This is a genomic window from Sphingobacterium bovistauri (genome assembly GCF_020295405.1).
GTDB classification, from domain to species: domain Bacteria; phylum Bacteroidota; class Bacteroidia; order Sphingobacteriales; family Sphingobacteriaceae; genus Sphingobacterium; species Sphingobacterium bovistauri.
In genome coordinates, this window is record NZ_JADEYP010000023.1 from 53,526 (window position 1) to 72,905 (window position 19,380).

Genomic DNA, 19,380 nt, shown 5'->3' on the forward strand with positions numbered 1-19,380 from the left:
ATTAGTCCCTCCAAAACTCTTCTAAAAATCTGGTTAAAAACTCTTTACCCGCTAATTTATTATCTTCTGCCAACTTCAAGTTGAACCAATAGAACACCTGTGGTAGCACATCAACAGTTTCAGCATATATTTCATCTAAGTTTGGCTCACACAAACTATAAAATCTTGTAATCCTATTGGTGCCTGCACCAGACAACATTAAATCTGGCGCTGAAGTGTTAGCAGCATTTAACCACCTGTGGTCTATTGAGAAAAATTGATAATTGGCTATTAGGCTATTAGATAAAGCATCACTCGATGATATAGAGTTCTGACAAGCCAATTGCTTTATCTCTGCGTCAGTAAGTACTTTATTCCATACCCTAAAATTGCTAATTTGAAAATTAGGGAAAGAGTATATACTTGATATAGGTGTGAAACCGACATTAAGAGGATCCAAATTTTCAAAACTTGAAAGCCCCATATTTATTGTAGTATTGGCTTTACGAACCCCATTCTCATATATTTCCACAGCAATCGAATTTGATGTCAGCTCCTTCAATGTAAATACAATATGATTCCATCCACCCGTATTTTTCACAAAATCTACATTTTCAGAATCTGCACCATTTTGAAATATTAGTCTATGCTCCCCTGAAGATCCTGTAGAGTAAGACCAACCTTTCGTCTCTACCTTATCATCCAAATCTTTACCTAATAAAAATGTACTGCGATAGTCTGCCGATGCTCTCCAAAATCCTTCATTTAAGAAATTAATTTTGAATTCGTAAGTAATAGATTTTGAAGCATTATTTGAAGCATTAAATACATTACTTACTATTCCGGTAGGTGATTGCGCTCTAACACCAAGACTTGTAACCGCACGAGGTCTATTTAACGAAACATCATCATATGGATAATATGTACCCGGAAAATATCCATTCGCATGCAGGTATGACATAGATTCTGCGCGAATTTCTTTAGACAAGAAGCTTTTATTATAATACATGCTAAATGTGTTGATCTCATCCAACGATGACTCTCCATATTTACCCACAGAAGTTCCCCCTTGTGGTGAACACACAATTATCAACCATTTTTCCTTATTGTAATTCTTTCTCTTTTCAATGCCCGAAACAATATTTCCTATATAAGCATCGATCTGATCCAATGCAGATTTATACTTCGCATTACTAATCAAAAAACCTCCATCCACACCAGCATTAACAAGTCCTTTAAATTGACCTATCAACAAATCCGTTTTTTGAATATTAATTAAGTTTAGCAGTTCTTTTTCCACCTTTGCATCAGAATCCACTACTGCATTGGTGTCTGCATTAGCCAAAAGCATAGCATTCATCGTTGCGTTCTGAACAACACTTGCTGTTCTAATTTTTAAATCAGCTCTTTCTAGACGATAAAACAATGATGGCGTAAAATCATATGAAGCATGCTCCTTTTTCAAATCAATATCTACCATAAAGGATTCCTTTGTAATCTTATGATCATACGATTTGTAACCCGTTAGCAACGTAGCCCAACTAGCATATCCATTTGTATTGTCATCGGCTTTAGTTTCGTATGAATATTTAGCATGCTCCATCATCTTTCCAATATTAGTTGGCTTATAGATTTTCACTTGACTACCAACTAGCCCGTCTACTGCTATTATTAATACTTTACGTTTTACCGTGGTATCTGCTATATCATTATATTCATCAAATTGTGGCTCAGGATTGGCAAATTTTGTACAAGACGTACTTAATAATACTATATGCATTACACATATAAGCCATATATTTATTTTAAGGTTTTGGGTTTTCATATTTATGGTTAGTTAGATTCATAAAATGCTCCCGCCTCTGCTAAAGCAGTATGAGGACTATTATCAAAATTGTCTTCTATGAATGAAAAACGTATATACCTAGCATCCACAACTTCTGCAAATTTGAACTCTTTACGAGCATCTTTGGTTGGATCATTATTATCATTGGCAAGAACTAATTCCCCCTGTTTTACCCACGCAGCTGTTTCTACAGTTCTTGTATAGATGATCGCACGTCTTCTATATGTGTTACCCTGTCTATTTTGAAGATAAACACCCGAAATAAGACGAATCAACTTCGTGTCCAAATCTAGATTAGTAGGACTAGATTCTGAAGCGGTCGTATTTATCGAACAACCATCCCAGCAAGTATGCCAATATGTATTTGTAAGCCCATCACTTAAAGCCTTGAAGCTCCCTAATGACTCATTCGTAGCCGTTGCCATATTACTTGTCCATAAAAAATCAGGACTGCTCATATCATATTTTGCACTCAATGACTCATCACCTCCTGAATTTGTAATAGGATTGTATTTCCAAACGGCAACATCTAATGCAGGATACAATTTTCTCATATCTTTTTGAGCTAACACACTCACAGGAATACCCCATGCCTGCATAAATCTCGCATAATCTTTACCCGTAAATGCACATAATGCACGATAAAAATAATCCATTTTCGCTTGATCTAAACCGCCAAAATAATAACTCGAGTTTCTAGCCTCTTTATATAAAAATGTAAAGAAATCCCATCCATTCTCTCCATTCTTACCCTTTACTTTTTCAAAAATTTGCAAAAATGGTGTCAATCTATAGTATGAATCGTCTCCATCACCAAAACTCGTATTAAAATTCTTAATCGTATTTTTATCTGCAAAAGTTAAAGACTTTGTAATTAATCTCTTTACCTCTTCGCTTAATGAATTTTCAGCTAATCCTACGCGAGTTGCAGCTTTCAAAATGAAGAGATTGTTTGTTACTTCTTCTAATCCTTTCCAGCTCCAGCCACCCCACATCTGATAATTGTGACCGATAAGGTGATAAACATCCCAAGAATCAGCAATAGAATTTTTCAGTAAATTATCCGTTGATGTCATCCTATTGAACCAATATTTATCCATATAAGCAGTCCAAGGATAACCAGGCAAAGAATAATAAGGACGTCTAACCTGAATATCTAACACGCCTCGCTCCGGCAACTCTGGATAGCTGTTTTTTGTTATAGCATTATGAGGTGTCAATCCCATCACCTTATAGAAATCTTCTTCATAGATCTCCTTCCATTTTAATAATGTCGATTCAATATTAATTTCACTTTTATATTGGAGTACTAAAGATCGCGGAACTGTAAAGACCACGCGCTCTGATCGAATTTCTAACCAAGGAACATCATTATTTTCTACATCTTTCAGCCATTCAACTTGATTAGATTTACCTTGTACATAATCAGAAGACCTAACGACATTACTAAATTTAAAGTTCACTGGATTAGCTATAGCAATAGAAGGCTTAATCCAGATCAATCCTCCATAAGGATTACGGATATAATTAGTACCTACTACTAATGATTTAGATGTTACCACATTAGCATCTCTATACATTATACTTTCTTCAGACAAATCATTTGATTGTGATCCAATTTGAACTGTAATTCCTTCTGCGCCAGCAGGCACTTCAATTTTTATATTCTCACCTGCCGGAGCATACACCCCTGTACTATACACAGGCATCGGTGCATAATTTACCATGAGATCCTCAGCTGTAATTGATCTAAAATTTAGATTCAAAGTGACCGTTGTATCTTGAGCTCTACGAACGTTACTACCTACAAGCCCTGGAAATATCCTTGCTCGATCCAACTTGGATCTATCTATATAGGTAAGGCTCGTATCAACTGGATCTGTTCCAGTCTTGTCACCCTCTTGCCATCCATCTGCAAAATCATATCCATACTTGCCACAGGATAGGATACTCATTGTTAATATTACTGCAGAGAGAAAAAATAAACTTCTTTTCATAATCTTCAAATAGTGAGATTTAATATTCTAACACTTTATAGGGTGGAGTCCACGACTTACTTTCAAGTTTCCAATCACTTTTTGGGATTACCCCAAACCATTGCATAATAAATAATGGAATGTCTACCGTATTTGGGACAATTCGATAGGTTTCACTAGTAATATTTGGCATAATATAAGCGGACTGATCCGAAAATGTCTGCCACCTTACATTATTAAATAATTGCAAATCTCCAGCCTTCGTTGTTACATCTGTCACGACATTCTCACCATTATTCTCATAAAAAGGCCAATAGGCTAACAAATTGTTATAGTAAGGTGAATTTTCTTCTGTGACCAATGACAGTTTAGCATATCTCTCCACCTCTTCGTTTGACATAGCTACATTATAAAACTGAAAATTACATAGCATAACATCTCCATCCCCGCCTCCCTCAGATATACTTCTTCCTATTACCAAGGGCTCAACATTTGCCAAACTTGAGTTAGACAAATCTTTTTCTGAAGACAATTTACCATCCGTAAACATTCGAGCTTTCTTGGCCTTACGATCAAAAACGATAGTAATAACATGCCAAACTGGGCCTAAACTTACATTTTCCGACACTAGTCTATCACCACCAAACCAGTCCATCCCAATGCGACCATCATAAGCCATAAAAATTATATAGCCAGGTCTGCTTCCATTTCCCCATGAGCTCCATTTTTGTACGAAGGGAGTCCACCAAAACCACCAATCTAGATTTTGCTTGTAAAAAAATGTAATTGTTACGTTATCGTTTGGCCCGATATTCAATTTGGTATTGTCCAGTAACCTTGCAGAAGTCGCATTTCCCTTATCATCCTTATTTACAAAACGCATGGCTGCACCTTGGAAAGGAATGTTGTTGGTATTAGGTTTTACGATAAATTTTCTGCCAAATTCAGTTGAATAAAAATAGGTGAATGTATTTTGTCTCGAATCACCAAAAGCCGTTTTATCCCCATTTGTTAGATCACTTTTCACAACGCCACCTACAGATGAAGTAAGAATAATTAACCATTTTTCCTTTTTTACATTGGGTCTATTATTAACTGCCTCAACTAAATCACCTATTTGGTCATCCAATGTCAACACAGCATCTCTATAATCAGAATCCTCCGATTCATAAGATTTAGCGTTACCAATTAAATAGGGATTATTGAGATGTGCAATAACCAAATTTGATTGTGTTGATGCTAAATTTGATTTCACGCTCTCCACAACCTTCTTGTCATCATCCAATTCAGTTGTCTCATCTACACCTGCAAATAATTTTTCCTTAACATCCTTTGAGCTAGTGTATGCCTCTGCATGAAAATCATTATAATTACTTTTCATTCTAGCTATAAAACTAGGTGCTGAATTAACATCTAACGTTGAAATATCATTAGATTCAACTTTATGTTTGTCAAATCTTACGCCCGTCATAATATTTGCTAATCCCACCTCTCTAGTAAACAAATCAACTTTATCATCACCAAATGAGTTATTTGAATACAATGAGTTTCTAGATAAAAGTCTGAGATTTTCAGGGTCTATGTCAGTAATTGCTGAACCTCTTAAACCATCTACAACAACCAATAAAACCTTACTTTTTGTCACCTCGGCTTCTGTGGTTCCATAATCCTCTTTGAGCATTCTTGGAAAATCTTCATTACAAGATATCAATGCAAGTTGCGTGATAGCTAATAATAAATAGATAAAATCTTTATATTTCAGTTTCATAATCCCTCCTTTTTAATCTCTAATTTCTAATCTCATAATACTTCCAACTCGATTCCCATCCATACTTATAAAATACCCTCCCATCAATAGCGCAGGATATCCTTCGCTAGATTTGGTTTCGACAACCGTATTGATACTACCGACAAACGCACTTAAATTATTATAATCTTGGAGTGCTTCACCTGTTGATTCCAAAATCAATAAGCCTGAACGATTTATACTATTATATTTAACTATATCACCACACACTACTATTTTTCCATTATTCATGGCGTATGTAGAGACTGGTATTTTGCCTTCCGTATCTCCCAAAGTGAATTTTTGATCTACAGTGAAATCATCATTAAGCACTACAGCATATTTTTTATTTGCCCCCTTGAACATAGTAAACTTACCCACCAAAGCAATTTTTTTAGAAACAGCATTATATGAAACATCATAAATAGTACCATTGCCCCCAGCTCCTGTAGAAGCCGCATCTAACGATCCATCAGCATTTAACACCAAAAAATTATTTACATCCATTCCATTATATTTGGTGAATCCTCCGACTATAATAATCTTACCATTAGATAATCTAACAGATTTAGAGATAATACCATTAACACCTGTATTTTTTATTTGAAAAGTAGAATCTAATGATCCATCGATCTTCAATCTTGCTACATTACGAACCTCAGTATAGGTATACAATTGAGATTTATAAGTTGATACTTTATAATTTGGCTTTCCATAATAATTAAAATTTCCAACGATGAGCATGGTCTTTTCATCTGTAGATGGATAGATGCCGTAAACGCTACCAAAAATATTACCTGGAAATATAGAAACAGTATCCTTCCCTCTCTCTGGCTTAGAAATGTCCGAATTCAACACATCAACAATCGTCGTGTCTAATGCACCATTTGATTGCAATCTCGTCATCCCGTTTGTTTGCTTTTTATCGAATGTAGAAAAGCTTCCTCCTATTAAAAATTTTCCATCGCTTAATTGCGCAATACTATATATGCTCCCCTGTGTGCCTCTACCAAATTTTGAATCTATAGTATTACCCGTGTTATTTATTGCATGTATTCCATTTCTAAAGACCTTATCAGCGATAGATTCTGTTTTATAATTTGAAAAACCTCCAACAACAAAATAATTACCCCCAACCTGTAATAACTGATTAATTGGTCCATTAAATCCTTCTCCTGTAGAAAAATCCGTATCCACTTTTACTTTTCCTTCAATAGGTACTCTCGGTCCGTAAAAAACTTGATTCCCAACTAAAATCTTAACAATACCCGAACTGACGAACTCAGGAACCCTAATATCTAGCGTGGTGTCTGTAAAGGCTATTATCTCGGCCTTTTGTTCGTTAATAAAAGCTGAAATATCTTCCTTTTGCCCCAATAAACCTTTTACCTGCAGCTGTAATACATCTTTCAATGGACGTACGGCGTCAATCTTTCTATTAATATTTAGGAATTTTATGCCCAAAGGTGACTCACCACCATCATATGGATTAATACCCACCTCGCGATCTTTACCACAACTTACAAGTAGTATTAGCCCAAGTAGTATTGAATATATTTTGAATAATTTATATCTCATGATTCTATATTTTAAAAGAATGTATAAGCTCTACTTGCGAAATATTGCCCCGAAAATCCCAAAGAGTGCTTGGAGAAATTCAAAACGTGTATAACACCATTACTGGTTTTCAAATTGGATGTTGCCACAGGCACATTGATCATTCTACCAAGCTCATTAGTTACATCTACAGAAGAAAAATACAATTGTCTATACCCCGCGTATTGTACAACTTGCTCTTGACCTTCATTATTTTTGGTTTTTACATCATTGTATATTACACCGATATTCATATTATTATTTCCAATAGAAACAAAGCCTTGACCTGGGAAAGCTGTCATTCTATTGGTATCCACCTGCGGATAGTCATTTAGCATTCTTGATCCACGAAAGATGTACATCTGCAAAAACTCTCTCCATATTGCTTTATCAATTTTATCTAAGTTCTTAATGGTGTCTTGTCCATTATTTTTCAACTGATAGTTTAGATGTCTTACCGATTTCATGATTGAAATATTTGGTGGAGCAAAAAAAGTATTGCTTTCCATATTTATTTCATTAGCTAAATCTGCTTGATCAATAATTTTAGTTAATGAATCAAACAATTCAGGTCTTGATTTTAAATAGTCCATAGTAGTACCCTTAAAATCATTTTGAAACACACCAGAATCTATATATTGAGATTTTTCGCACGCAAAGAAATTCAGCAGAAACAGGGCTACCAGGATCGAACAAAAAAATTTATTCTTCATAATTCTAATTTTTTATTTACTACTCCAATAAGTATTTAACGTCATATATGGATTGTTATTAAGCGCGCTTTGGTCGATTGGCCACGTCCAAGCACCTTTATAGAAAGCATCAATAGATATAGGTATACAATATGAACCACTTAAAATTTTCTTAGTCCGAACCAAATCATAGTAGAAATGTCCTTCGCCTAGAAGTTCTCTAACACGCTCCCACCATATAAAATCTTTGAGATTCTCTCCTGTCAACGCACTAATAGGTGTTGCTCCAGCCCTGTTACGAATTCTATTCACAAGGCTTATGGCTTCTTGCTCATTTGCTCCTCCTCCCAATTCAGCAAGAGCTTCTGCGCGTAAAAGAATGGCGTCAGCATACCTAAATACGATAAAGTTATCATCTGGATTTGTATCTTCTCCTTCAGCCCTAAAGACATTTAATGTTTTCAAGAAAACAAATCTTCCATTGGGTTGATAGAGATTTTGTTCTTCAAACCATACTGATTTTCTGTTATCTGGCTGCCCCAAAGGATACATCATCAACATAAAATTTGAAGAATAATGCAAGTATGAATTCACAATTTCGGGTCTCTTATAAGGATATCTCAAGAAGTTGTCGGCGTACATCGCTGACAAGTGGAATAATTCCCCATAATTGAAATTTTGCGTTATTTCGAATAATCCCTCTTTAGTACGTCCTTTAAAGATTTCCTTCGTTCTAGATAATGGAAGTAAATCGTATGCTCCTGTATTTTCTTCTATTAACTCTTTACCCAATACCGTAGTTCTCGTATAATATTCAGTCTTATTACTTTCAGAAAATCCGGCTAACCACATATTGACATGCATCATCAAAGCTAAAGCTGATCCCCTCATAGGTCTATTTCCTACTTCAGTAACATTTGTTTGTGTCCAAGGTAAGTCCTTATAATGTTCGGCTACATCAGCATCTACCTTCTGTAAGACTTCTAGCATTGGGGTTCTGACTAGGGATTCTGAATAGTATGCATCTGTGTAATATGCAACATCACCAAACAACCGAACTAAAAAGAAATAGCTCAGATTACGCATAAATACTGCCTCAGCAATGTATTGCCTTTTCTTTTGCTCACTAATAATTCCATCTTCAAGCTTAGATAATTCGTATTGTGCTATATTTGCTGCACCTATTACTTTATAAAAACTCTTCCAATTTTTAATCTGATGAAAACCAAAGAAATCGTTTTTATAGCCCCAATCTCTTTTATTAGCATTGCTATAGTAAGAAAAGATAGCATCCAAATTATTGTCTCTGATGTAGTCCAGCCAATTGAAATCATCATATGATGCATTAGACCCCGCGTTACGAATTATAGGAGCCGCTCTCAAATCTCCCGTAGATGGAAAAAAAGATTGATTCATTGTGGCAATACGAAAATTGCTGTACAAACCACCAATAAACATTTTAATGTCTTCCTCTGTTTGCCAATAATTATTACCCGTCATGGTATCAGTTGGAACGACTTTCAACCAATCCTTACCACACGAAGAGATTAGTAGTGTCGTTGCTATTGATAAGTATATATATATTCTTTTCATGTCTTCAAGTGTTAAAATTGAATATCAAGACCAAATGTAAATTCTCTAGATCTTGGATAACCATTGGAATTATCATATCCCAAGTCCGTAACCATCTCAGGATCTGGACCTGAATATTTCGACCAGGTATATATATTATTGGCATTTAGGTAGAATCTAAGCGAACTTATACCATATTTGCTTGACCACTCTCGATTTACATTATAAGAAAGCGTCGTAGATCCTAATTTCAAATACGAGCCATCCTCTTGGAATAAAGTAGAATTATATCTATAGGGATCTATAGCATTAGCTCTTCTAAAGAAAAGAGGGGATGGATAAGATGCGTCAAGATTATTTTGTTGCCAATAATCAAAATCCAAAGGCATCAATGCCTTTTGCTCTGTTGGATTATAATAGTTTCTAAAAACGTCTGCTTTAGCCCTATTTATTACATCTCTCTTAAGGGTGAACGTGAAATTCGGTTGTAGACCCCAATTTTTATAACGAATTGTAGCCCCAAAACCACCTGACAGCCTTGGTATAGCATTGCCGACAACAACTAAATCCTCTCTATCCAATACATAATCTCCATTCAAATCTGTGAATATTGGGTCCCCAGCTCTAAAGAAATATTCTTCCCCTTTGTTATTCGTGGCTCTATATTTTAGACCTGTAACTGGATTCACTGGTACATCATTATCGGACTGATACACCCCCTTGTAGTGGTACAATACATTTGAAAAGGAGTTTCTACCCAAACGATTCAACATCATGATATAAGAATCATCTCCTGGTTGAAATATTTCTTGTCTTATACCATTCGGCAATTTGGACAGATAATCCTTATTATAAGAAAGGTTTCCATACGTATTAAACGACCAATCTGCACTCTTGACTTGAGGTCTAAAACTAAAAGACACCTCATGACCAATGTTGACTAAGCCTTTTTCATTTTTGGTAATTTTATTAAACGAACTAATATTTGCCAATTGTATATCAGCTAACTCATCTTTAGTTTCTTTATAATAATGTTCGTATGTCAATGTTAATCTTTGGTCTAAGAACCCTAAATCAATTGCATAGTTCCATTGTGAATTCACAATTGGGGTCATTGCTATATTTGGAATCTTATCCATATCTAGTGATACGATTTGCTGATTATTATAAGAACCACTTTCTACAAAGTATCTACCATATACATCATAAATAGAGCCTGTAGGATAAATATTTCTACCCCATGTCACACGTACACTACCATCACTAAAAACTGAATTTTTGAACCAAGATTCTTTATTAAAATTCCATCTAACTCCAGCAGTCGGATTATGAGCCCAAGGACTTTCTGCACCAGATGTCGAGGTACCATCTAATCTATACGCAATATCTACGATGTATCTTGAGTCGAATTGATAGCTGACAGATCCCAAATAGCCAAGGCTTTTTCTGTCTGATAAATTATTTAAATATCCACCTTTTGTACTTCTTGCATTGAATCCTGATCCTACCTGTATTTGGTCACTTCCTGATCCCATCATCTGCATAGCCTGTGCTCTGTAACTACTGATACTAGCCTCAGAAAATACACTTGCCTGGATTATTTGTCTTTCGTCATCAAATAAATTACCATTATACCTTATTTGATTTCGGCTATATATACTTTTATTATTATCATCGTAGGTGTATAATTTATTTTGTCCTGAATTCAATATCTCTGGGACAAAACGATCTTGTGTCGCTAGATCATATTGATATTTAAACGTAGTTGATGCTCTAAAGCCCTTAAATATTTCATACTCCAAGTCAATATTTGTGACTAATCCTGCTGATTTATTGTCATTACTTGTTGAGGTGGCAGATAGAGCATCAAAACTTCCTGTATATATAGAAGGAGAGGGTAACAACGAAGATGTATTGACCGAATTAGCAACACCTGACTGTTGAAAAGCATTACCTGATCCAGTACTATTTTTGGCCATGCTAGCATTCAAATATGCACTAATCAAAAATCTATCAGTTGGCTTGTAGCGCATATTCGATTGAACATTATATCTTCTAAATGCTGTATTTCGTATAATACCTTTTTGATCATAATATGAAGGAGCCACCTTATAATTAAATCTTTCATTACCACCATCTATACTCAAGCTATGATTCATATTGAATCGATTAGCATAGAAGTAGGAATGCCAATCTGTCGAATTATTATAATAAGGATTTAGAGTATCCGATAGAAATGGGGAGTCATTAATTAATCTTAGTGCGCCTGCATAGGTAGTATCATATTGTAATATTTGATTTACACGTAATCTATTTTCATCAGATCCACCTATAACACGCTTAAGCTTAGGAACTAATGACATAAAATATTTACTCGAATATCTAATTACAGGAATTGAAGAATTACCACGCTTGGTTGTAACTAATATAACGCCATACGCTCCTTTGGAACCATATTGTGAAGTCGCCTGCGCATCCTTCAAGACTGTAATACTTTCAATCTCATCTGGAGGAATCATAGATATAGGACTAATACCTGGTCCTTGAGATTGAAAACCATATTCAAAATTACTTCCCTCTTCTATTGGTACACCATCAACAACAAATAATGGAGAAGTACGTCCAAGGAATGCATCACCACCAGAAGCAGAAACATTGGTTGTGTTAAGACCACGAATGGACATTGAACCACGCATACCAGGCGTTCCATTATTTAACTGTACATTGAATCCTGCTACACGTCCTTGCAATAAATCAGTGAAATTTGCCGCAGGAGCATCTTTGATGTCTTTACCGCTAATTACGACGGCTGAGCCCGTAAGTGTCTCTTTTTTACGAACTGTATACGCTACAGTCACCTCTTCTATTTCTTGATTATTAGAAGCAAGCTCTACATTCACAACGGTTTTATCTCCTATTGAAATAGTCTTTTGACTAAATCCAACAGCTGTAAATAATAAACTCTTTGTATTTGAAGGTACTTTAACAGTATACGCTCCTTGCGCATTTGAAAGTCCCAAAGTCTTATTGCTGGGTAAAGCCCGAATAGATACGGCATTAATTGGTTGACCATCTCCATCTACAACTTTACCAGTAATTGATATATCATTTTGACCAAAAACCTGGTTGACAAAAAGACATAAGAATAATAATAAAATACTATATAATTTTCTCATAATTGGTTTCTTGGTTAATCGTTATCAAATTTTGGAATAGAACCAGCGAAACGTATTCTGATTTCCCAATGCCCCTCCTCGTATATCGCAAAATTGAACTTGATATAGGATTCTGACAGCCGACCAAGAACATCAAGCCTTTTATAACCCAAATACAATGTTGATCTAGTCCCGTCAGAATTTGTATAATTGGTTTTGATATTTGCTATAGGCATCGGATACAATACATCATACGTCACCTTGCCATTATCAAATCGAGGATTAAAGCCATGAACCAATGTCTCAAAATTTGTGTTATTAAATTTTTTGATATCTATTGGTTTGTACAATGAGTCCACCGTACTAATAGTTAGTGTGCTGCCTGGAGCTTTATTATCATAGTTTTTTATAATATTTATTCTTATATCATATATACCAAATTGATCTTCGTCTATTAAATTCGATATATCAGTTGGCTCAGGCCATAGATAAGAATATCTAGCCAACCCGGTATTTGGGTCATATTCTGATGGCTCATACGGTCGAGGCTTATAAAATCTGAGTTTAAGATCTCTATCGATAGTTGATCCACCCTTATTACCTATTGCAACGTCCATTGAATATCCATCCGATGGAATAGTTTGTAATCCCAACAACGAGGTTGTATTCCAAAAAACAAGATCGCCGGAATGCTTTTGCAATTCTATTGCGGGTCTATATTCGATAGTTCTTTTATCTTCTATTTCTTTTAAAGATGTTTCTTTGCCTGTATAAGAACTTTGCCATACATGTACAGGGAATTTGTCCGTAAATAACTTTTTAACAGAATTTCCATCTGCATCTTTTATATCCAAAATTTCAATATCAAGAGGTAAAGTTGATTTATTAGTTTCTGACAAAAGATCCTCATGAAACGAAGTTCTACCTACAATTGGAGTGAAGTCTCTTTTCGTAAATTTTATTTGATCCCCCAATGCATCCATATCATCTGGAATATATGACTTACAGGAAAACATGCATAATATCACACCCATATAGATGAAGCTCGCTAATAAGCTTGATTTCAATATTTTCATGTTACTTTTTTGTTTTAGTGAAGTAATCGGTTAGCTTTCCAAAGGCAAATTCATGCTGAGAAGTCAGCGTATGTATATAACCATTGGTTGCATTTAAATCAACAGATTTTGTGTTTGAATTCTGCCAATATCTTCTATATATCGAATTATTGACATCACTAAAAACGATCTGTTGATTACCATAATCAACAAGTCCAGAGGCTGTCAAAACTCGATACTCCCAATGCATATCATAGTTGTATTTGGATGATTTATATACAACACCATCCCATTGATCTTTTAGATCATTTATACTTATCATCTGATCAAATAGATACTTATTGGCAAGCTGATCTAGAATCAGTTTATCAAGATCTTCAAGATATAAAGGACCTAATCCTATCTTTTTTCTTGCGTTATTCAAATTCTCAATCGCCAAAGAAAAGGATCTATTATTCACAGCAAAGTATGATAATGAAGCGTCAGGTTTGCTTAACTTAGTTTTGACTTCTGGCAATATCTCAAGTAACAAAATCAAAGAATCGTATTCTCCAGGTTTTGTACTGAAATAATCATAAATAGTTCCATCAAATGTGATATTACTTTTAGTAAAATCAACATAATAATCATTTCCCTTCTCACAAGAAGTAATTATAAAAATGGATATAAAAACAATATATATATATCTTAGTGCTTTCATGATGTTATATCTATTTCCAATATTCATTTTGTTTTAGATTAGGATTTCTCGATAAGATATCAGAAGCGATAGGCCAATAAATTCCTTTGGTAGAGATTAAATGGTTAAAGGATGCATTTTTCTGCACGTACTTGTTATATCTTACCAAGTCGTAAAAACGCCAACCTTCACCTATCAATTCTCTACGACGTTCGTCGAATATTTCATCTATAATTGGTTTTGTAGACAATACCGAATATGCAGGCAAGCCACGTGAGATTTTAACACCGTTTAGTAAATCTATAGCAGCATTTCTATTACCTAAAATTGCTAATGCTTCTGCTCTTAATAAAACGATCTCCTCATATCTTGTAAATATCAAACTGGATCCAAAAACGGCGTAATTACCATTGGAAACACCATCTCTAATAATTTTTATTTTCTTAAAAATTGGGATTTGATTTTGGAAACCTTCGAAAAACACTTCTCTATAAAGCCCTGATATGGTATCTATGCCAAATCTCTTATCTTCCAAGTCTGCATAGATATTAAGAATAGAATCCTTGGACACAAAAATATCTGGAAACTCTTTATTTACAATTGGCTGAGCCAAAGTCAACTGCTCTATATGTCCAGAATTCGTAGCCTCAGCTGTCCAATAAGCTGCACTAAATGCGACCAATTGCCCCAAACCATAATTGGTCGAGAAAATTCCATAATCTCCCGTCAACCCATCATCACCACCCCAAGTACCAACGAGATTATTCGAGTTTTTTACATTTGCTTTGGAACTATTATCTATGATAAACTTAGTATATGCGTCGACATTACTGTATTTTCCTTGCCATGCGGATATATGAGCCAATATAGCGTAAGCACTAACTCTATTGATTAATATCTTATTCCAATTATTCCAGTCCTCACCATAATACTTATTGTCTTGGGTACCAAATTGAAAAGGCAAACTTTCTAATGCGCTCAAAATTTGTTCTTCGGCATAGTTCAAAACTTCTTCTGCTGAATTTGACTTTACAGCGTCAAAGCTTCCGTTATCAAAAGATTTGGTTAACAAAGGTACATCTCCCCAGATTCTTACCATATAGAAGTAAGCGAAAGCCCTCAACACCTTTGCTTGAGCTATATCTGCCTGCAAATTTGCCTCGGTATACCTGTTGTCATTTTCCAATACCTGAGGAGCTCTCTCAATAAACACAGATGCTGCATTAACTACGGCGTAGAATCTTTGCCAATTTGACAAATTCTGAACTATTGGAAATGAAGCGTTAAGCGTATTCGACTTTATAGCCGTCAAATCAGCTCTACTATATACGGAAAAATCTCCTCCTCGAACATCGCCATACACCCAATGCCCATTATTTGAAACAAGTGCTGATCTCATTAATCCATAAATTCCCAACAGCCCAGCCTTAGTTTCTGACATACTTTTCCAGTGCAACTCTTCTCCTGCAACAGATCTATTGGGTGCATCCAATAATTTATTACAAGAAGACAGCATTACAATCAATAAAGTGAAAAGTAGTACTAACCCTTTATTTTTTAACTTATTAATCATTTTATTATAGGTCTAGTTTGATTCCTAATGTGATAGATTTTGATAACTGCATGCCATAACCATCATACAAACCATTAAAATTTATTAACTCTGGATCACTACCTGAGAAAGAAGTAAGAGTTAATAAATTATTAGCATTGACGTATACATAAGCTCTACGCACAGTTTTTATTAAACTTTTTATAGAAGAAAGATCTGATAAGTCATAGCCTAATGAAAGCGATCTAACTTTTAAATATGATGCATCTTCAAGAAACAAATTCTGATCTAGTCTATATGGATTCGTATTACTCCACACATTATATATAGGATATTTCGAAAGGTCTAAATCCTGTTGCCATTGGAAAATTTCTTTCACACCATATATACTATTGCTAGATTCATTATTTATGAAATTGAATCTATTTGATGCTCTTTGATTTAAAGCCTTTTGGCCTAGGGCAAAAGTTAAACCGACATCAAGTTGAAATTTTTTATACGAAAATGTATTATTGAATCCTCCGAAAAACTTTGGTGTAGATCGTCCTTCAATGACCTTATCTTTACTATCAATAATCCCGTCATCATTCAAATCTTCCCAGATTGCATCACCAGCAGAAAAAGGTAGCCCATCAATACTTAGTAAAGAATTGTTCTTAGTAGGAATTTCATTAATGGAATTATAAATGCCGTTATTTTGATACAACCAATAACTATCGATAGGTTTACCTATTTTTAGTATTCGATCACCAACTACTAATTCTTGCAAATTATTAGGAAGACTTTCTAACTCATTCTTATTTATATTAAGATTAAGGCCTAGAGTCCAACCAAACTTATCATCCTTCGTTTCCAGCACTTTACCGATAACGGAGAAATCTAAGCCCAGATTTTTAACCGCTAAACCATTTCTTAATTCAGAAGAATAACCATATTCTCCAGGTACAGGAATACGTACAATTTGGTTTCTATCTTGAACAAGATATGTGGCCAAGCTAAAATCCAGACGAGAATTAAAAAAAGACTTTTCCATAGCCAATTCATACTTTTGACTATAAGCCCATGTCATATCATATCCTATCCATCCATTTTTATAATTACGACTCAAGCCCGCGTAACCGAAATATGTAGAAATTGTTGGTTCTTCATCCCAAGCAAGAGAACTACTACTATATTGCGGCCCCATTGCATATCTACTATCATAATTAGGAATTCCAATCTTGGCGTAAGATGCTCTTAATTTGAATTTATCTTCACTCTCAAATTGATTATCCAAATTGTATTGCATCGACACGGCTGGAGATAATATCCATCTATTATCCCTTTGAATAGTTGAAGAACCGTCCCATCTTATTAATCCCTTTATATCTAACAGATTTTTGTAAGCATAAGATAGCGAGCCAAAAAACGATTGCATATGGAACTGCTCTTTATTATTCCATCTCAACACTCTTAACCCTCCTTTAGGGGATAAATAATCTCCCTTTTCAGGATCACCCTCTACTACATTAATTTTTATATAGTTATTAGGTCCATCGAAAGCTCTAGCATAATAATAGCGATATAGATCCTCTTGATAATCTGTCCCAAAAGATAAACTAAGCTGATTATCATCAAATTGAGTTTCATAAGACAAATAATTTGATAATATATACCTTTGAGAATAAGAGAAAAATGCCGATTGATAATTTATAGTTTCCATCAATTCTTTAGGATAGAATAAGTCTCTTCTCCCTTCATTATAATCAACTTTAAATGATGTGCTAAACTTCAAACCCTTGTACAAATCTGCAGTTATCTTAATGCTTCCCTGAAAATTATTATTGATGTTTTTATCAACAACCTCTCTATCGTATTTGGCTAAAAAACTTTCATATAGTGTTCCATTTGGCGATACTGGAGTAGATAAATCGGGATAGTAAGACATTTCGGTTAACCGATCTCTTACATTTTTATTTCTATCTCTATCTGATCTTCGCGCATTGATAAAGGTATTTACAGACAACCACTCATAAGGTAACATGTTTACATTAAAAAGTATGTTGTAGCTATTAATTCCTAATTGATCTGAACTAATAGCATTCCTATTAAACCCACCAAAGAAAGCAAAATTTGCCCTTTCAGTTCCTCCCCTAATATTAAGATCAACATTAGCTAAAGGTGCACTTGAATAATAAGCATCACGCCATGTCGCAGGGCCATAATAATTCTGATTAGTTGAATCTGATAAGTAACCTGGATATCGTACTTCATAATCATCATTAGTTGTACGATATCTGTTATAGAATTGCCTTCTAAATCTATTCTCAAAATCCGCATTTACTGGTGTCACCTCAGGCTTCGTACTAAAACCATAATAAGTATTAATACCTATCAATCTATCACTTGCTAATCCTTCATAAGTTGTAATCCAAATAGCACCATTTGAGGCCAAAGGTCCCAATTGAGCTAATCTTACTGGGTCTTTAATCACTTCAATGGATTTAATTGTTGATAGATAAATGGAAGACAAATAATCAGTACCTGTTCCTAACTTCGTAAAACCGTAACGCTGCAATTCACTAGAAAAATTATGTTCTAGAGCAATTGGCACACCATTTACAAAAACAGCAGCAATATTTCCATTTACATCTGAATTTGAAAATAGAGGCTTTGAAAGGCCTCTGACAATGATATTCTGGTAAGAGCCTGGTTCAGCCGTAGGGGACTGAATTAAAACACCTGACACATTTCCTTTTAAGTAATCTCCTACATGAATGTAGGGGTTAATCTTAATGAAATCAATATTCAATGTATCAGATAGTGAATCTATAGAGCTAGGTACAACTAATTTTAAGCTATCTAAATCGACAACCCTATTATTCAATTTTTTCAAAAAAATAAATGAAAAATTAGAGGCCTGTAAACTTGCGTTATAGAATATTAGAATCAATAGCATTGAAAACGCTATATAAACATTCCTTATCATAAATATTTATTATTGGTTTATATTATTAAATGGTTGATTTGTCAAACTCGGTGAGTTTTCAACACAAGATTAATTATTATTTTTTAATTAAAAGAAATAAATATTTCGAAAATATAAATTTAAACAACAAATACCTCGAAAAATACATTCTATAAAAAGCAAAAACCAAGCTTGATTGATCAAAAAAGATGTTTTTTTAAGGAAATTATTAAAAAAAAGATGTTTATACTTGTAGTTAAAACCCTACATGAACACACACAACTTACAACACTAACCTTTAGATCTGTAAGTTAAATTTTGGAAATACACCAAATAAACTATTAGGAAAATGATCAATTACAGAAAAGTGTATAAAATAAAAAAGCCTTAGTACGATTGTACTAAGGCTTTAGTTTTTATTATTGAATAAAAGAAGGCACCGACCTACTCTCCCACCTGTTACGGCAATACCATCGGCTCGGGTGGGCTTAACTGCTCTGTTCGGAATGGGAAGAGGTGAACACCACCGATATAGGCACCCAAAG

At 34.5% G+C, this 19,380-nt stretch carries 11 protein-coding genes and 1 rRNA gene; all 12 read right to left on the reverse strand.

Annotated elements, in window-relative coordinates; genetic code table 11:
• Window position 1 precedes the first annotated feature (1 nt).
• Window positions 2-1,759: a LamG-like jellyroll fold domain-containing protein gene (locus IPZ78_RS12215; protein WP_225554110.1), complete on the reverse strand. Its 1,758-nt coding sequence runs from the start codon at window positions 1,757-1,759 to the stop codon at window positions 2-4.
• 53 nt (window positions 1,760-1,812) lie between these two features.
• On the reverse strand, window positions 1,813-3,780 hold the full coding sequence (locus IPZ78_RS12220) for a M60 family metallopeptidase (RefSeq protein ID WP_225554113.1): 1,968 nt from the start codon (window positions 3,778-3,780) through the stop codon (window positions 1,813-1,815).
• 61 nt (window positions 3,781-3,841) lie between these two features.
• On the reverse strand, window positions 3,842-5,569 hold the full coding sequence (locus tag IPZ78_RS12225) for a LamG-like jellyroll fold domain-containing protein (RefSeq protein ID WP_225554115.1): 1,728 nt from the start codon (window positions 5,567-5,569) through the stop codon (window positions 3,842-3,844).
• 12 nt (window positions 5,570-5,581) lie between these two features.
• Window positions 5,582-7,165 (reverse strand): DUF5008 domain-containing protein, encoded by a 1,584-nt coding sequence (locus IPZ78_RS12230; RefSeq protein ID WP_225554117.1) that lies wholly within the window; start codon window positions 7,163-7,165, stop codon window positions 5,582-5,584.
• A gap of 11 nt (window positions 7,166-7,176) precedes the next feature.
• Window positions 7,177-7,896: a fasciclin domain-containing protein gene (locus IPZ78_RS12235; protein WP_225554119.1), complete on the reverse strand. Its 720-nt coding sequence runs from the start codon at window positions 7,894-7,896 to the stop codon at window positions 7,177-7,179.
• Window positions 7,897-7,908: 12 nt separating this feature from the next.
• A complete protein-coding gene (locus tag IPZ78_RS12240) occupies window positions 7,909-9,468 on the reverse strand; it encodes a RagB/SusD family nutrient uptake outer membrane protein (RefSeq protein WP_225554122.1) in 1,560 nt (519 codons plus the stop codon).
• Window positions 9,469-9,479: 11 nt separating this feature from the next.
• On the reverse strand, window positions 9,480-12,623 hold the full coding sequence (locus IPZ78_RS12245; RefSeq protein ID WP_225554123.1) for a SusC/RagA family TonB-linked outer membrane protein: 3,144 nt from the start codon (window positions 12,621-12,623) through the stop codon (window positions 9,480-9,482).
• Window positions 12,624-12,637: 14 nt separating this feature from the next.
• The gene (locus IPZ78_RS12250; RefSeq protein ID WP_225554126.1) at window positions 12,638-13,678 is read right to left on the reverse strand and encodes a DUF5007 domain-containing protein; all 1,041 of its coding nucleotides are present in this window, start codon (window positions 13,676-13,678) and stop codon (window positions 12,638-12,640) included.
• Window position 13,679: 1 nt separating this feature from the next.
• The gene (locus tag IPZ78_RS12255; RefSeq protein WP_225554128.1) at window positions 13,680-14,357 is read right to left on the reverse strand and encodes a hypothetical protein; all 678 of its coding nucleotides are present in this window, start codon (window positions 14,355-14,357) and stop codon (window positions 13,680-13,682) included.
• A 10-nt stretch (window positions 14,358-14,367) separates the two neighbouring features.
• Complete coding sequence (locus tag IPZ78_RS12260) at window positions 14,368-15,909, reverse strand: RagB/SusD family nutrient uptake outer membrane protein (protein ID WP_225554130.1); 1,542 nt, start codon at window positions 15,907-15,909, stop codon at window positions 14,368-14,370.
• Window positions 15,910-15,913: 4 nt separating this feature from the next.
• The gene (locus IPZ78_RS12265; RefSeq protein WP_225554132.1) at window positions 15,914-18,754 is read right to left on the reverse strand and encodes a SusC/RagA family TonB-linked outer membrane protein; all 2,841 of its coding nucleotides are present in this window, start codon (window positions 18,752-18,754) and stop codon (window positions 15,914-15,916) included.
• A gap of 512 nt (window positions 18,755-19,266) precedes the next feature.
• Window positions 19,267-19,378: ribosomal RNA gene (gene rrf, locus IPZ78_RS12270) — 5S ribosomal RNA — on the reverse strand.
• Between the last annotated feature and the right edge of the window lie 2 nt (window positions 19,379-19,380).

Excerpts from the sequence above, each read along its gene's own strand:
- IPZ78_RS12215 (WP_225554110.1), bottom strand. The coding sequence starts at position 1,759 with ATGCATATAGTATTATTAAGTACGTCTTGTACAAAATTTGCCAATCCT.
- IPZ78_RS12220 (WP_225554113.1), bottom strand. The coding sequence starts at position 3,780 with ATGAGTATCCTATCCTGTGGCAAGTATGGATATGATTTTGCAGATGGA.
- IPZ78_RS12225 (WP_225554115.1), bottom strand. The coding sequence starts at position 5,569 with ATGAAACTGAAATATAAAGATTTTATCTATTTATTATTAGCTATCACG.
- IPZ78_RS12230 (WP_225554117.1), bottom strand. The coding sequence starts at position 7,165 with ATGAGATATAAATTATTCAAAATATATTCAATACTACTTGGGCTAATA.
- IPZ78_RS12235 (WP_225554119.1), bottom strand. The coding sequence starts at position 7,896 with ATGAAGAATAAATTTTTTTGTTCGATCCTGGTAGCCCTGTTTCTGCTG.
- IPZ78_RS12240 (WP_225554122.1), bottom strand. The coding sequence starts at position 9,468 with ATGAAAAGAATATATATATACTTATCAATAGCAACGACACTACTAATC.
- IPZ78_RS12245 (WP_225554123.1), bottom strand. The coding sequence starts at position 12,623 with ATGAGAAAATTATATAGTATTTTATTATTATTCTTATGTCTTTTTGTC.
- IPZ78_RS12250 (WP_225554126.1), bottom strand. The coding sequence starts at position 13,678 with ATGAAAATATTGAAATCAAGCTTATTAGCGAGCTTCATCTATATGGGT.
- IPZ78_RS12255 (WP_225554128.1), bottom strand. The coding sequence starts at position 14,357 with ATGAAAGCACTAAGATATATATATATTGTTTTTATATCCATTTTTATA.
- IPZ78_RS12260 (WP_225554130.1), bottom strand. The coding sequence starts at position 15,909 with ATGATTAATAAGTTAAAAAATAAAGGGTTAGTACTACTTTTCACTTTA.